The organism is Paenibacillus sp. 11B, assembly GCF_030487755.1.
In the GTDB taxonomy this organism is placed as follows: domain Bacteria; phylum Bacillota; class Bacilli; order Paenibacillales; family Paenibacillaceae; genus Paenibacillus; species Paenibacillus vandeheii.
The window spans coordinates 1,426,191-1,441,268 of the sequence record NZ_JAUKNS010000001.1 but is presented as its reverse complement, the minus strand read 5'-3'; the positions used below and the strand labels follow the sequence as shown (position 1 = coordinate 1,441,268).

The following is a 15,078-nucleotide window of genomic DNA, read 5'->3' as shown; positions in this document are numbered from 1 at the left end:
GGACCATTTTTCTATTAATCTTCTATATAGAGACATGAAACGATATAATGTACCAATAATCGGGAAAAAATGAAAGTAAGGAAGTGGCCTGGAAGTGAGAGTTCAACAACAGAGAGCGGGAGAGAGTGGCGGCATTCCGCATAGAACAAGCCGAACCAAGACGCATGGACGAAGAAGAATCCGGTATGGGAGACTGAGTGCTGCACTGGTGCTTCTGGCACTGCTCATTATCGGTTTAACATATGCATTCATTGGCATGACGCACTGGATCAAGGATTATGTAGCACCCCCTCCAGTAGCTGCAATTGAACAGCCAACCAAGCTTGGCATGATTGAAATGACTCCGGAGACCAAAGAGGAGCCTGCGCGGTTCCAGGGTCAGGTGCGCAAGCTGGCATACATAACGTTTGATGATGGACCAAGTGAATATACCGATCAATTGCTGGATATTTTGAAGCAGCATGAGGCAAAGGCAACCTTTTTCATGATTGGGCGCCAGTTAAATCAGCACAAGGAAGCGGTGGAGCGGCTTTTCAAAGAGGGCAGTTATCCGGGTCTTCACAGCATGACACATAACTATAACAAATTGTATAAGAGCGGAAACTCCGCTAATTTTGTGAAGGAGTTCAAGAAGGAGCAGAAGATGGTCCATGACCTCATTGGCTTCACACCACACCTGATTCGTGCTCCATATGGCAGCAGCCCACAGATTGGAGAAGACTTCAGGGGCGACATTGCCGCGGCCGGATTCAAAATGTGGGATTGGACCACCGATTCTCTCGATTGGAATTTACCGGGTCAGCCGGACAAAATCGTGGAACGTGTCAGCAGCAGTGTGCACCGGGATAAGGAAGTGATCCTGATGCATGAGCGGGAACAGACCGTAGAGGCACTACCGCTCATTTTAAAACTTCTTGAAGATCGGGGCTATGAGTTTGAGGTCTACGATCCGAGCGCCCATTGGGTGGCTAATTTTAGCGGGGATACCCGGTTATAAGCAATAAGCAGGCATTTTGCATAAATACTGAAATAAGCGATAAGTCATCGAGCGATAGATGCAAGAGAGGAGGCACTCCGAGGTGCTTAGAAGAAAAAAGATAGCTCTGGCCGGGGTCAGCATATTGCTGGCTCTGCTTGTCAGTGCTTGCGGTCAGCCGCAGGTTCCTGCGGCAAATCAAGTCAATCAACTGATTCTTACCGATCAGGAGATGAACCAGAGCTTGAAGGAGATTGTCCGTCATGAACGGGAAGACATGGAGTTGTACGGATCGATTTTGAGTAAAGGAAAGAATAGAAACAGTAACCTGGAGGCTCTGCTGGATCAGGCGGACGGACATATTTCCGAGCGAAGAACTCTGCTTGAACAGGCTGAAGCGGTAATGAGCAGGACAAAAGAACAGATGGAAGAACTGCGAACTTCGCTGGATGAGTTATCCTTTGAAAAAGAAGAGAACCTGGCTCAGGCTCACACGGTATTGGATCAATATGAGCAAAGAGCTGCTTCGTTTGCAGCGTTTGTTGCTTCCTACAGACAGAGTCTTGATGCGGACGAGCAATTATATTCATTGATGAGAGGCAGCGTGGAGCCTAATCTGGTCAAGATCAAACGTGCGATTCGGGAACGGAACAGCCAATATGCCAAAGTGGCCGAGTTAAGACAACAGTTCAACAAGCAGACGAAAGCGTTCAACGGAGCCAACGCAAAGCTTGTGCAAATGGAGCAAGCCGGCTGATTACTCATGGTGTCAACGGGCTATTGAACATTTGCATGATTGAGCGTCTTGTCAGCCGTGTAAGTAATACTAAGCTGTCAAGTTAACAAGTCAGGCAACATGGACAAGCATCATTGCGTATAAGCTAACGGAGGTGTTCATATGCGAAATACTATGAATATTAGTGCATCATTACTTGTTTTGGTTATGGGATTCTCGCTTGTGGCCTGCGGCAACAGTAGCCCTACTGCTCAGCCGCCCGCGAATAATACAGAAGAACAGACGACGGCACCAGGGAAGCAGCCTGAGGAAAGTGCTGTGATCGAAGCTGAAGGCATTTTGACCGGATGGGCAGACCCGCACACGGTTGAAATTCGTGTGAATGAGGAACCAATGTCTTTCCAGGTGGGTGAGGATGTGCAGAAGTCTTTTGATGACATTGACGATGAAGATTCCGTTCAATTCAAATATGTAGAGAAGGCCATTGAAGGCGACACGACGGTCAAACAATTGGTGCTTACGGAAATTGCCAAGGTCAAGTCCGATGATGACAATAACGGTTCGAATGCAGGCGGTAATGTTACCTCGGATCGTCCAAAGACGTCTGAGTTGGAAGTGACTGTAGAAGGCATGACCGAAAAGCGCCCGGTTACATTGGCTCAAGCCAAAGGATACTCGTTATATGTCTTTGAACCAATGACATTTGATGCGGGAGATCATGAATTGACCATGAAGATTGATCCGGATTACGAGGTAGAGATTGAAAAACTGCCTTCGGATTATAACCTGAATGAACTGAAGGTGGATGCGAAGAAAGAACTGACAGAAACCGGAGCGGTCGAGCAATTAAGTGAGGAAAAGCTTAGCAATGGCCCCATGAAAGAGGCAAAATTGTTCATGATGTCTCAAAATAATAAGAAAACAGAGTATTTCATCGTAAAAGAGCTGGATGGTACTGGCTTTGCTTTCCATATCCATGCACCGGTTGGCGAACCATCAGAAGGCTTCATGCCAATGGTTTATGCCTCCATTAATTCCATCATGAACGAGTAAGCTTGCTTGGATAAGTTCCTCGCCCAATTGTATTTTTCTTGTCAATCGATGCAAAAATGAATTACCATTTAATTCAGCTGTATCAGATCCTGGGGCGAATGAGGGGTTATTGAATGCGAGAAAGAAAAATAAGGGATATCCGGGTAACAGATGTTCATGATATTTATTTGCTGAATCAGGAATTCAATCCGAATTTGCAAGCATTCTCCGAGCAGCGGGTTAAGGCAAAGATTGAAGTCATTACAACGAAAACCAATGATAAGATTTTGGTGTGTGAGCAGGATAACGAAGTCATTGGCTACATCCATGGAAGTCCATATGAGTTGCTTTTTGCCGACTCTCTACTGAATATTTTGGGCTTTGTTGTGAAGGAGAAGGCTAGAAATCAGGGTATAGGCAGCCTGTTGATCGAGTCTCTGGAGCAATGGGGAAAGAATAACGGTTACTCCGGAATTAAACTACTGTCACATCCAAGTCGAATCCCAGCTCACCAATTTTACGAACATCGTGGATATGTATTTACAAAGGATCAGAAAAATTTTATTAAAACATTTCAATAGGTCATCTTTTTAAAAGAGTCGGGAGGAACGATGCGATAGGCATCGTCCCTCCCGGCTTTCTTGCCGTATGTCTATTCAGTTTGCTGGGCCAAACCCATTTGGCCTATTCTGTGTCAGGTTAAATTTGCAATCGACTTACGTATTAAACTTCTTTACGCCATATTAGGCCATGTGGGAGAATGGAGGAAGTTATTTGAGTCGTTGAATTGAAGAGGAGGGATCGACGATGCTGCTAAAGGATCGTTTCCAAGGTTGTTTCATTGGACTTGCCGCGGGAGATGCACTGGGAACTACAGTGGAATTCAGCAGTCCTGGCACGTTTGAGCCTGTTACCGATATTGTGGGCGGAGGTGTATTTGATCTGGTTCCGGGACAATGGACGGATGATACGTCGATGGCCCTCTGTCTGGCCGAAAGCCTGGTGAGAAAAGAGAGCTTCGATCCCGCGGACCAGATGCGCAGATATACGAATTGGTACCAGGTCGGTTATATGAGCAGTACGGGAACCTGCTTTGATATTGGCGGTGCTACTCGCAATGCACTTGAGCGGTTTGCGGCAACCGGTGAAGCGTATAGTGGCTCAACCGACCCGATGACCGCGGGCAATGGTTCGATCATGAGGCTTGCACCCGTAGCCATGGCCTATGCCAACGAGCCGGATCAGGCAGTGCAGTATGCTCGGTTGAGTTCCAAAACGACACATGCCGCTGTTGAAAGTATGGAAGCATGCGAAGTGCTGACGGCGATATTGGTTGCAGGACTGCGCGGAGCGGACAAGGACGTCATGCTGCAGCCTCAAACCTGTCGCCAGTGGAGGGACGAGAAATCTTTTTCACCCGCGATTGAAGAAGTTGTCCAAGGATCATACCGCCATAAAGCACCGCCTGAAATTCAGGGGAGCGGTTATGTTGTTCGTTCACTTGAAGCAGCGTTATGGGCATTCCACCAATCCTCGACCTTCGAGGAAGGTGCGCTTCTGGCAGTGAATCTGGGTGATGATGCGGACACCACGGGAGCGGTGTATGGGCAAATTGCCGGAGCCTATTATGGATTGAGCGGTATCCCGGCACACTGGCAAGAGAAGCTGGCCATGCGAGATACGCTGATTGAATTTACGGAGGCATTGTGGTCAAAGGCGGAAACAAGATAGAAGAGACAGGAGAAGAGAACATCATATGCGTAAGTCAGAATCATCTAATACGGAATTGGGAGTTTCGAAATCCGCTAAGCGAGGGGCGTTTCCCTTATCCCTTTTATGCCTGACGGTAGGGGCTTTTGCTATTGGCATGACGGAATTTATTATTATGGGGCTACTGCCCAATGTAGCAACGGATTTGAATGTGAGCATTCCGCAGGCTGGACAACTGATTACGGGCTATGCGCTTGGCGTGGCAGTTGGTGCGCCTATACTAACTGTGTTCACCCACAAGATTCCGCAGAAAAAACTGCTGGTGCTGCTGATGTGTATTTTTATCATCGGTAACGCGTTGTCTGTTATTGCTCCAACTTATGGGCTGCTTATCTCGGCACGTATTCTGACGGCATTTGCCCATGGTACGTTTCTGGGAGTAGGCTCGCTGATGGCAACACGGCTGGTTGCACCGGAGAGAAGGGCAGGGGCGGTATCCGTTGTACTGGCTGGATTAACGATTGCCAACATTATTGGTGTGCCTTTTGGAACATTTATCGGGCAGCAGCTCGGGTGGCGTTCATCGTTTGGGGCCATTACCATTCTAGGTATCATCTCATTGATTGGCATCATTCGTTTCATTCCGGTGATCCAGCAGGGACCCCCAGCAAATCTGGGCCAGCAATTCCGGAATCTGGTTCGACCACAGGTGTTATTGATACTACTTATTGGTGCGCTGGGTTGTGGAAGTCTGTTCGCTGTGTTCACCTATATTACACCGATGCTAGTCGATATTAGTGGTTTTGCTGAGCAAAGCGTGACCTGGATTCTGGTGCTGTTCGGTGTCGGGGTTACTTTGGGCAATATGCTTGGGGGCCGTCTGGCGGACTGGAAGCTGATGCCTTCCCTGATGGTTAACTTCGGTATACTGGCAGTTCTGTTAGCAGCATTAACGCTGACGCTGGACAATCCGTATCTGGCGGTAATCACCATATTTTGTTGGGGCGTTGCGGCTTTTGGTATTATGCCAGGGCTGCAAATTCGAATTATGAATATGACCCGTGAAGCACCACTGCTGGCGACAACGTCGAGTCACTCGGCCTTTAATCTGGGGAACGCAGGCGGTGCCTATTTGGGCGGGTTTGCAATTACGCATACGGGGCTAATCTCGGTACCGTTATATGCAGCAGTTATTGCGGCACTTGGATTGCTGGGACTACTCATTAGTGTGACAATGGAACGCAAAACACGCTTGCCAGAAATCGTAGAGGTCGCTGAGGCAGCGCCGGTAAACTGAAAAGACAGTCAGAAAGCTTCAATTCTCCTGCTGAACACGGAGAGTTGAGGCTTTTATTTGGTTTCACACATACTCCTGTTTCCGTTCTCCACTTTCAGTTTTTTAGAATAACCTCGAAAAGAGATATACTTTTTAAAGGAAATACAATGGAAATTTAAGTATTTAGATACTTTATAAGTTATTTAATGCGGTATAATGGAATTGATTGGGAAATAAAAATTCATGTTCTCATTTTTGTTCAAGAGGCAGTTAAGGGAACAGACCAATATATACGGAAAGGGGGTGAAGTTCACGTTATTTATGTAAGGGCTTTCAAAATATAGGTCCTATGAAAGGCCTGCTTTAAGTTTGTTCACACATACCAAAATTTAAGTTGGAACAGGAGAAGTGATGATATGAAAAAACGCTTGTCTGTCATTTTAAATCTTTCAATAGCTGCTGCATTTTTTGTGCCAACGATGGCTTTCGCCACTGAATCGAAGGAAGGTGTGTCCGCCGCCGCTCTGCAGGAAATTGGAAGTGGAACTACGAGTGTCTCGAACTACGAAAATGAAAATAGCTTGGCTGCAAGTGCGGTGATACCCGCACCGCCCGGTTATGATTCATACCGCAACAACATCCCACACGGAAATATGAATCTGATCTCATATTATTCCACAACGGTTGGCAATGCACGCAAAGCAATGGTGTATACACCGCCAGGATATTCTCCGAATAAAAAGTATAACGTTCTGTATCTTTTGCATGGCATTGGCGGGGATGAGTATGAGTGGGTTAACGCCATGAAACCGAAGAATATTCTGGACAACCTGTATTCCGAAGGCAAGCTGTCAGACATGATCGTAGTCTTCCCGAATGGCCGCGCCATGAAGGATGATCGCCCGATCGGTGACATTTATGCCCCGGATAAAGTGGCTGCATTTGAAAGATTTGAACAAGACTTGCTCAAGGATCTGATTCCTCATATCGAAGCCAATTATCCAGTGTACAAAGACCGCAATAGTCGTGCGTTGGCCGGTCTGTCCATGGGTGGTGGACAATCCCTCAATTTTGGGTTGAAGAATCTGAATACTTTCGCCTGGGTGGGCGCCTTCTCGGCAGCTCCAAATACAAAGTCGGTTTCCGAACTGGTTTCCAATCCGGGACAAGTCGCAAGCCAACTTAAATTGCTGTGGTTATCCTGTGGATCGAGTGATGGTCTGTTATGGGTCAGCCAGAACTTCAAAAACGGCTTGAGCAGCATGAACATTCCACACACCTGGTATCTGGATGTAGGCGGACACGAACCGTCTGTCTGGAACAGCGGGTTGTACCAGTTTTCTCAACGCATCTTTAAGTAATTACCAGCCTTCATGCAGTAAATGACTGTCAGCCTCAGTTCTGTATATACAGAGCTGAGGCTTTTGGCACGTGAGTTAAGCCATCAACTTGGTTCTCCCATCCTCGAATGATGGGCTCTAATGCTGCTAACATTTATAATAGACTGATATTTTCACAAAGGGTTGAGCGCTACCGAATCTGAGACACGTTATCTAAGGGTTTGAAGCGCCTGCAGCAGGTTAAGGAACCTGAGACACGTTATTTCGCAATTTGAGGCCGTTTGTAGCGTTTTTTTAGAGAATTTCAGGAAATAACGTGTCTGGTGTTCCTTACGTTTGAAAGAGAGGGCTTATTGTCCAAATAAGGCGTCCTCAGTTCCTTAGCCTAGAAAAAGAGCACGCAAACCCACAAGCCTCGGTTCAGGGCAAGGAGCTGCGAGGAGCTGCGGGGGGCCATGAAACGGACGATAAGCAAGAGCATTGGTTAAGTGGCATGCCAGAGTTTGAAGACACGCTCCAGTTCTTTCTCTTCAACAATTGAGTATTCGGTCGTATAGGCGAGTGTTCATGTTATAAGCGTTTGTTGATTGTTTTATATAGGTTATCTCTAAGAGGGAGTCGATGACATGTTTTACTACAAAGGTGCGTTCAGAGAAACGGACAATTTTATCTATTTCAAAAGTGATGTTCAATTAGTCGAGAATGATGTTGTTATATTCGGAGAGAAAAAATATTTTATCGAAAGTGTCGAGAAAGAATTCCTCATCCTTCAGAAAGTGGGCTCCATCGTTTCAGTGAGTGTATAAATCTTCGCGAATAACTTCCCTTTTTCAAGTGTACGTGCACTTCTGGGCACACGCCTACATACAATAAATCGACCCTGTTCCCACATGTGCTCAGGCCAGATCGTTGTAAAACTGCAGGAGGTGTCATCTGTGCCCGGATTGTTTACCGCAATTGCCCTTTTCATCAAAGAGTTAACGTTACTCGTCTCGTATGTCAAAAATAATGCATTTCCCCAGCCACTGGCTGAGGATGATGAAGCCAAACATTTACGCCTTATGGCTGAAGGCAACGCACATTCACGTAATTTGCTTATCGAACACAATCTGCGCCTCGTCGCGCATATCGTCAAGAAATTTGACAATACTGGCGAAGACCAGGAAGATTTGATTTCGATTGGAACGATTGGTTTGATTAAGGCGATCGAAAGTTTTCAACAAGGCAAAGGGACCAAACTCGCTACGTTTGCTGCCCGCTGTATTGAAAACGAAATACTTATGCATTTGCGTTCCCTGAAGAAAACACGCAAAGACGTATCTCTACATGATCCAATCGGAACGGACAAAGAGGGCAATGAAATTACATTAATCGATATTCTCGGAACAGAAGCCGACGACGTTGTAGATAAGGTGCAACTCAAGATTGAAAAAAGTAAGATTTACCGCAATCTCGACATCTTGGATGATCGGGAGAAGGAAGTTGTTATCGGCCGATTTGGCCTTGAGGCAGGCGGGGAAGAGCGCACCCAACGCGAGATAGCCAAGGAACTTGGCATCTCACGCTCCTATGTTTCACGGATTGAGAAGAGGGCGCTAATGAAGCTGTACCATGAATTTTATAAGCAAAAGAGTTAGAAATCTAGAACTCTCATTAACCCGGAAATGTATCCAGCTTTATTCCACAATAGAGCCAATAAAAAAATAAGAAGCTTTCCTGGACAATCTCGTCCAAGGGAAGCTTCTTTGGCTAAAGACCAGCTAAACGCATATTTATCAGTATTGCTTTTCGAAGTTAAGCTTCAGCCAATGAAGGATTCGCTCGACTACTTCCATATACCGCTGGCCGACGAGCAATCCGGTATGGGTCGTGTCCCACAGCCCTGCATATTCAGCGCCAAGCTGTTCTGGCAGTCAATTGACCTCTTCGCTCCTCATCATCGGATTCTACGGCTTTGATGACGAGGCTCGGACATGTAATTAAATCGCCGTTGATGGATACACCTCCGCTTGACCCAAATGCTGCCGAGAACGTGAGAAATGCCTTCGATGACTCCATTTGCAGATATTTACGCTGGAATGCAATGTCTTCTGCTGTTTCGTCGATGCTGCTTTGCTCCTCACGGGCCGGGGGAGGGATGACAATGTCAGGTATAATTCGATTTCTCTCAACTATTTCATTTACTGTATCTTGGAGTCAATTGGACGTGAGTGTCCATCCTGGATGACCTCCTGGAACAGTTCTTTGGATTCCGTAGGCCATGTACCCTGCTTTAAAAGTGCTTCCAAATCGCCTATGGTCACCGGGCGTGCGTGTCGTTTGAGCACGTATCCGAGCTGCCCGTTTGGTTCCATCGTGGCCGTTTCCAGATCGGCAATACTTGTAATTCCTTTTTCCCGCAACTGCATCTCCAATTGATCTACCGAAAAGCGCATGCGTTTCAAATTCGGCAGATTTAACTTCCCGTCCTCCACGACAACCTTCGATTTCCCACTCATCAGTTTTTCAAACCAATTAAACTTCAATTGCAATTGTTCAACGATCAGGAGCATGAGGATAAATACCGCAGCTGACCCGATTGCTTTGCCAAGCTCATGGTTCGCGATAGGCTGCACAATCGTGGTCCCGATCGAGATAATGATAACGGTGGTAGCGACACTCATCTGCGTGATTGATTTGCGTCCAGCAATCCGCAGTAAAATCATGCCAATCAGTACAAGTAAGATGGATTTCCAGATCCAGTCCATTGGTTGTATTCCTTTCTGCACCAAATCATCTGTTTATTTCTTAGCCTGTTCTTGATTTGGTTGAAATATACAATTGATTAGGACAAGAGATATAGATAAGGAAAATAGTCCTGATATTATAAGGACCATTATACTACATCCTAAAATAAGGAAATGACCGATATTATGATGGAGAGCTTTTTTCTAGCAAAATGAGGAGTGATACAGCGTACAATGTATACGAACCTAATACAAAAACACCTTTCTCAAGGAGATATTGAAGGAGCAATGAAGCAAGTAGCAACGATTGGTCAAAAAAAGGATACATCACAATTGTCTTCCCTGATTGATCTACTGAAATCTACGGAAAACAAAGACCTTCGCAACGAAATCGCGATCGCTTTATCTGACATTGGAGATGATCGAGCAGTCGAACCTTTAATTGAAATCATCACAGACCCCAAGACATCAGGAAGCAGAGGCACGTTGCTGTCCGCTCTTGAAAACCTGAATTATATAGTACATATAGAGAACATTATTCCATTTATCGGTGATTCCAGTCTGGAAGTGAGTGCGCAGTCATTCATGCTGCTGGAGCAAACGATGGATAGGTTATCGGAATCACAAAACCTTAGGTGTCAACAACGAATTGAGTTCCAAATCTCAAATAACCAAAGCAAGCTTTTGGAAGTTGCATTGGACATGTTGAAGAAATGGAGGGAATCTGCTGTAGGAACAAGATGAATCCACTCCTTTCAATCTCACCTCCCTATCGTTTACAATAAGGAATTGAATGCAGCAGATGAAGGAGCGGGTCATATTGGCAAAACAGAAATACTATGTCGTCTGGGCAGGTAAGCAGCCTGGCGTATACAGCACCTGGGCAGAATGCAAGGCACAGACAGATCATTTTACCGGAGCAAAATATAAATCGTATGAATCGAAAGCTGCTGCCGAAGAGGCATATCGTGCAGGATGGAAAGGAAACTGGGGTACGGGAGCAAGCGGATCAGGCAGTGCTTCGAAGACGAAGTCTGGCAGTAGCGGAAGAAGCGCAGGCATGGAGACCTCTGCAGAAATCGACTATGACAGCATCTCGGTGGATGTGGGTACGCGCGGGAACCCAGGTCCGGTAGAATACAAAGGTGTGGATACCCGCACGGGTGAGATCATTTTCTCGGTTGGTCCCATTGCGAAGGGAACAAACAATCTTGGTGAATTTCTGGCCATCGTACATGCCTTGGCGTATCTCAAAAAAGAGGGAAGCACCAAGACAGTCTATACAGACTCCGTCAATGCGATGAAATGGTTAAAGCAAAAAGCGGTGTCCACGACACTCGCAAGGGATGCTTCCACGGAAGAGATTTGGCTGATGATTGACCGTGCAGAGCAGTGGCTCCGAACGAATACGTACAGCAATAAAGTGCTAAAATGGCAGACCAAGCAGTGGGGCGAAATCAAGGCAGATTACGGCCGAAAATAGCCCAATTTCTCTACAATTTCTGTATTATTAATTTTCTATGAGAAACGATGTTTACAATTTCCAGTTTCCATTCTATAATCAGTTCATTATGATAAGTTACACATATGAAGGAGCCTGTCATCAGCGGGCTCTTTTATATTTATGGACCATGAAATCCATAGATTGTTAAAAGAGTATACTTTGCAGGAGGCAGACATGAGTTCCATTTATAGAAGTGAAGAAGGCAAGAGCAGCATACTTGAGGAATACGAAGCGTATGTTGAGCAATTGGGCGATGGTTTTACACGAGAGTACGTCGAGACACGTTTTGGACAAACGCATGTTTTATTAACAGGTCCAGAAGACGGTAAGCCGTTATTTATTCTCCAGGGCGGAAATTGTGTGAATCCGATGACGTTGTCATGGTTCTCTTCCCTATTCAAAGAATACCGGATCATCGCGCCGGATACGATCGGTCATCCAGGCTACAGTGAAGAAACACGAATTTCGGCAAGGTTTGATAGTTTGGCTTTGTGGATTTCTGATTTGCTGGACCACTACAAGATCGAAAAAAGTGCGTTTATCGGACCTTCCTTTGGAGGCGGAATTATCCTAAGATTGGCAACCTACATTCCGGACCGAATTGCATGTTCTGTTCTGGTAGCACCCGCTGGCTTGGCCATGGGATCCAAAATTAAAATGGCTCAGGATATCGTGCTGCCACTCGTCACGTACAGAATGACTTCTTCTCCTACTTCTTTGCAAAAGATCGCGGATATCATGTCATGCAGCTGTATGAAAGAAATAGATAAAAATATTATCGGGAAAATCTTCAAATACGTCAGTCTGGAGCAGGATATGCCGAAGCTTACAGAGCAGGAGGAACTGGTGAATTATACATCGCCAACACTACTGCTGGTGGGAGAGAAGGATGTCTTTTTCCCGGCAGATAAGGTCATTGAAAGAGCTGAGAAGATTATTCCGAATGTCAAAGCAGTCAAATACGATACAGGTCATTTTCCATCTCAAGATGTGTTAATCCAGATGAACCAGGAAATTCAGCAATTTTTACAGAAGAATTATTAAATTTAGAAATTTTTCAATATTTCCGCATGAATGTGATTCAAATTGCATCATTTGGTTTATATAGATGGTTGGCGATGAAACGCCTGTCTGTTGGAACCGAATGATGCAACATGCGGCAAGTCTTCCGATCGACAAGGTTGAAAAGAGGGTCTGTTATGAAAAAGGACAATTGCAAAATGGCATTGCAGCGCAATGTAATTTTAAATGATACATATCAGGTAAGACATCTTATGGCTAGCAGCGAGCTGGCTATTGTATATGCAGGAAGAGATCGAAATACAGGGGCGAAGGTAGCGATCAAGGAGTTTTTCCCCCAGAGACTGGCAGCACGACAGACCGACAAGCGGGGAGTGTTCTGTTCTTCCCGAGGGTTCAATGGTCAGTATCAGGAACTTCTTGCCGCATTTTTGGTAGAAGGAGAGCTGTTATCCACGCTGGAGCATCCTCATATTGTTCCGTATGTGGATCATTTTGAAGAAAATGACACAGGGTATCTTGTAATGGAGTACTGCTCAGGCATAACCCTGACCGAATATCTGATTGAGCGAAATCAAGCGCTGGATGCTGCATTTATTACGGAGACGCTGCTTCCGCTGGTAGATACACTGGACTATATTCATAAGCAGGGAATTCTTCATCGCGATGTGAAGCCATCCAATATTATGGTGATGGAAGACGGTACGCCCAAACTACTGGACTTCGGCTCCGCAGCTCGCTGGCCTGTACAATCCGGAGAAAAGCAGGCGATCTTTACCTCTGCAGGATATTCACCGCTTGAGTTCTATTCCGAGAAATCCAGTCAGGGACCGATGTCAGACATATACAGCCTGGCAGCGTTGCTTCATTATTGGACATGCGGGCAGCCTCCCATGGATGTAAAGCAGCGATTGTTCCGCGATGAATTACCGTCGGTGCGTTCTCATAATGAGTATGTGAACCGATGGCTCGCACGTGTGATTCACTGGGGATTGTCGGTCCGTTCCAAGCAACGCTGCAAGTCCCTCGCTTGGATTAAGAGATCGCTTCAAGTACAAGCCTGGATATGGAAAATACGCAAGCCTGGCACGGTAGAATGGGCCTTGTCCGAAAATGAACATACCCAGATTTACGAAGCGGAGCCGAAGAAACAGCATGAGACGGCTTGAATTCAGTATGGTTTTACCCATATAGTGAAGCTTAACATACGAGTCAGTTTGGTCCCTTCACGGATCGAGCTGGCTTCTTTTTTTTGCAGCAAAACGCTGGAGCATATAAAGAAAAATTATTTCTTTTTTTTATTTATTTATGGAAGAATACTTCATTCTAATTCCAGAGTCTGCATATACTCCATTGGAAAGATGGAGTGATAAGCCAGGAAACTGACATAAGCGCCGACTCCCGTCTTACACCAAACTGAGGGGGAATGTTGTGTGACCACCAACAGAAAGGGCTTCATAGTATCTTTGCTGCTAGTCGTCATGATGTCTATGCTGCTTGCCGCCTGCGGAGGAAATGGCAATACGGCGGGTACGCCGAGTCCGGGAAGCACTGGGGAGGCGGGAACGCAAGCTGGGAAGCCGGTGACGTTGGAGTTCTGGACGATTGCGCTACAGCCAACCTTCAACGATTACTTCAACGATTTGATTTCTGCCTATGAGAGCAGCCACCCCGGGGTAACGGTGGAGTGGAAGGACTATCCTTATGATGCAATCTCCCAGCGTTTGTTGACCAGCACAGCCAGTGGCAAAAGCCCTGATGTTGTGAATCTCAATACCGAATTTGCCAGTCAATTGGGAAGCAAGGGAGCGCTGCTGAATCTGAACGAATACCTGACAGAGGAGGAAGCGAAGAGTTACTTTGAAGGTATTTATAATTCTACGGTTTTGGATGGCAAAGCATATGCGCTTCCATGGTACACAGGTATCGAAGTGCTGTTCATGAATACAAAGCTGGTGAAGGAAGCAGGCCTTGATCCGGCAAATCCCCCTCAGACCCGAGAGGAGCTGGTGGAGTGGGCTCGTCAGGTCCATGAGAAGACTGGAGTGGCCGGATATGCGCAGCAGCTCGTCTCCAAGCTGTTTCCAATTGACGGCATCCCGATTCTAAATGAGGACAAAACGGCCGCGGCTTTTAATACACCGGAAGCAGAGGCGATGATCGCTCATATGCGCGACTTGATGGCCGAAGGCGTGGTATTGAAGGAGGATGCGGAATTCAGCAAACAGATCCAGTATTTTTCCGGAGAGCAGGTAGCCTTCCAATTGTCGGGTCCGACGTTTATCAACTTCATCAAGAAGTCGGCGCCGGATGTTTACAAGAATACAATTGCGGTAACGCTTCCAACGGGCAAAGCGAACCTGCGGCTCTCCAATTCCATGGATCTCGTCGTGCCACAGAAATCCAAAAACCCTGAGCAAGCAGTGGAATTTGCCGCCTTTATCACCAATGCAGCGAATCAGACCGCTTTCTCTAAGGTAGCCAACACGCTCCCGTCAAGCAAAGCCTCCATTGAAGATCCGTTCTTTACGGAATCCGACGGTTCACTGGAAGCCGAAGCCAAGGTAGCCTCCTCCCAAAGTCTCGATAAAGCTACGGATTACATGGTCGGTGTGCCGAATGCAGGGGATATCAACTCGGCGCTTGCACGGGGCTTACAGGAAATTCTGATGAACGGGGCAGATATTAAAGAAACGCTCAATGCGGTGGAGAAGGAAGTTAACCGTATTCTTAGTCAGGATTCCTGATTTTTGGTGGT

General features: G+C 46.3%; 15 protein-coding genes. 14 read left to right on the top strand and 1 reads right to left on the bottom strand.

The annotated features are described in order from the left end of the window. The first annotated feature begins 94 nt into the window (after nucleotides 1-94). The 9 genes from Q0V21_RS06430 (at nucleotide 95) to sigK (ending at nucleotide 8,707) form a co-directional block, all read left to right on the top strand. Nucleotides 95-997: a polysaccharide deacetylase family protein gene (locus tag Q0V21_RS06430; protein ID WP_301878090.1), complete on the top strand. Its 903-nt coding sequence runs from the start codon at nucleotides 95-97 to the stop codon at nucleotides 995-997. A gap of 82 nt (nucleotides 998-1,079) precedes the next feature. After that, complete coding sequence (locus Q0V21_RS06425; protein ID WP_301878089.1) at nucleotides 1,080-1,733, top strand: YkyA family protein; 654 nt, start codon at nucleotides 1,080-1,082, stop codon at nucleotides 1,731-1,733. A 141-nt stretch (nucleotides 1,734-1,874) separates the two neighbouring features. Next, the gene (locus tag Q0V21_RS06420; RefSeq protein ID WP_079351211.1) at nucleotides 1,875-2,765 is read left to right on the top strand and encodes a hypothetical protein; all 891 of its coding nucleotides are present in this window, start codon (nucleotides 1,875-1,877) and stop codon (nucleotides 2,763-2,765) included. 113 nt (nucleotides 2,766-2,878) lie between these two features. Then, nucleotides 2,879-3,325: a GNAT family N-acetyltransferase gene (locus Q0V21_RS06415; protein WP_301878088.1), complete on the top strand. Its 447-nt coding sequence runs from the start codon at nucleotides 2,879-2,881 to the stop codon at nucleotides 3,323-3,325. Between the two features lie 226 nt (nucleotides 3,326-3,551). Further along, complete coding sequence (locus Q0V21_RS06410; protein WP_301878087.1) at nucleotides 3,552-4,475, top strand: ADP-ribosylglycohydrolase family protein; 924 nt, start codon at nucleotides 3,552-3,554, stop codon at nucleotides 4,473-4,475. Between the two features lie 25 nt (nucleotides 4,476-4,500). Further along, nucleotides 4,501-5,751: an MFS transporter gene (locus Q0V21_RS06405; RefSeq protein WP_301878085.1), complete on the top strand. Its 1,251-nt coding sequence runs from the start codon at nucleotides 4,501-4,503 to the stop codon at nucleotides 5,749-5,751. A gap of 395 nt (nucleotides 5,752-6,146) precedes the next feature. Further along, the gene (locus tag Q0V21_RS06400; protein WP_301878084.1) at nucleotides 6,147-7,091 is read left to right on the top strand and encodes an alpha/beta hydrolase; all 945 of its coding nucleotides are present in this window, start codon (nucleotides 6,147-6,149) and stop codon (nucleotides 7,089-7,091) included. A gap of 605 nt (nucleotides 7,092-7,696) precedes the next feature. Beyond that, complete coding sequence (locus Q0V21_RS06395; RefSeq protein ID WP_301878083.1) at nucleotides 7,697-7,876, top strand: hypothetical protein; 180 nt, start codon at nucleotides 7,697-7,699, stop codon at nucleotides 7,874-7,876. Nucleotides 7,877-8,005: 129 nt separating this feature from the next. Continuing rightward, a complete protein-coding gene (gene sigK, locus Q0V21_RS06390) occupies nucleotides 8,006-8,707 on the top strand; it encodes an RNA polymerase sporulation sigma factor SigK (protein WP_024628561.1) in 702 nt (233 codons plus the stop codon). Nucleotides 8,708-9,250: 543 nt separating this feature from the next. Here the strand turns inward: sigK and Q0V21_RS06385 are convergent. Continuing rightward, nucleotides 9,251-9,817 (bottom strand): DUF421 domain-containing protein, encoded by a 567-nt coding sequence (locus tag Q0V21_RS06385; RefSeq protein WP_079349724.1) that lies wholly within the window; start codon nucleotides 9,815-9,817, stop codon nucleotides 9,251-9,253. A gap of 213 nt (nucleotides 9,818-10,030) precedes the next feature. Between Q0V21_RS06385 and Q0V21_RS06380 the strand changes: the two genes are divergently transcribed. The 5 genes from Q0V21_RS06380 (at nucleotide 10,031) to Q0V21_RS06360 (ending at nucleotide 15,067) form a co-directional block, all read left to right on the top strand. Further along, complete coding sequence (locus Q0V21_RS06380) at nucleotides 10,031-10,540, top strand: HEAT repeat domain-containing protein (RefSeq protein WP_079349723.1); 510 nt, start codon at nucleotides 10,031-10,033, stop codon at nucleotides 10,538-10,540. A gap of 76 nt (nucleotides 10,541-10,616) precedes the next feature. Further along, a complete protein-coding gene (rnhA, locus tag Q0V21_RS06375; protein WP_079349722.1) occupies nucleotides 10,617-11,279 on the top strand; it encodes a ribonuclease H in 663 nt (220 codons plus the stop codon). A 195-nt stretch (nucleotides 11,280-11,474) separates the two neighbouring features. Then, entirely contained in the window at nucleotides 11,475-12,344 is an 870-nt protein-coding gene (locus Q0V21_RS06370) for an alpha/beta fold hydrolase (RefSeq protein ID WP_079349721.1), read from the top strand. 155 nt (nucleotides 12,345-12,499) lie between these two features. Next, on the top strand, nucleotides 12,500-13,489 hold the full coding sequence (locus Q0V21_RS06365) for a serine/threonine protein kinase (RefSeq protein WP_301878082.1): 990 nt from the start codon (nucleotides 12,500-12,502) through the stop codon (nucleotides 13,487-13,489). Between the two features lie 264 nt (nucleotides 13,490-13,753). Then, nucleotides 13,754-15,067 (top strand): ABC transporter substrate-binding protein, encoded by a 1,314-nt coding sequence (locus tag Q0V21_RS06360; protein WP_301878080.1) that lies wholly within the window; start codon nucleotides 13,754-13,756, stop codon nucleotides 15,065-15,067. Nucleotides 15,068-15,078: the final 11 nt, after the last annotated feature.

What these genes read in the sequence shown, in the direction of transcription:
- Q0V21_RS06370 (WP_079349721.1), top strand. Translation starts at nt 11,475, where the DNA reads ATGAGTTCCATTTATAGAAGTGAAGAAGGCAAGAGCAGCATACTTGAG.
- Q0V21_RS06400 (WP_301878084.1), top strand. Translation starts at nt 6,147, where the DNA reads ATGAAAAAACGCTTGTCTGTCATTTTAAATCTTTCAATAGCTGCTGCA.
- Q0V21_RS06395 (WP_301878083.1), top strand. Translation starts at nt 7,697, where the DNA reads ATGTTTTACTACAAAGGTGCGTTCAGAGAAACGGACAATTTTATCTAT.
- Q0V21_RS06415 (WP_301878088.1), top strand. Translation starts at nt 2,879, where the DNA reads ATGCGAGAAAGAAAAATAAGGGATATCCGGGTAACAGATGTTCATGAT.
- Q0V21_RS06420 (WP_079351211.1), top strand. Translation starts at nt 1,875, where the DNA reads ATGCGAAATACTATGAATATTAGTGCATCATTACTTGTTTTGGTTATG.
- Q0V21_RS06405 (WP_301878085.1), top strand. Translation starts at nt 4,501, where the DNA reads ATGCGTAAGTCAGAATCATCTAATACGGAATTGGGAGTTTCGAAATCC.
- Q0V21_RS06365 (WP_301878082.1), top strand. Translation starts at nt 12,500, where the DNA reads ATGAAAAAGGACAATTGCAAAATGGCATTGCAGCGCAATGTAATTTTA.
- Q0V21_RS06385 (WP_079349724.1), bottom strand. Translation starts at nt 9,817, where the DNA reads ATGGACTGGATCTGGAAATCCATCTTACTTGTACTGATTGGCATGATT.
- Q0V21_RS06410 (WP_301878087.1), top strand. Translation starts at nt 3,552, where the DNA reads ATGCTGCTAAAGGATCGTTTCCAAGGTTGTTTCATTGGACTTGCCGCG.
- Q0V21_RS06380 (WP_079349723.1), top strand. Translation starts at nt 10,031, where the DNA reads ATGTATACGAACCTAATACAAAAACACCTTTCTCAAGGAGATATTGAA.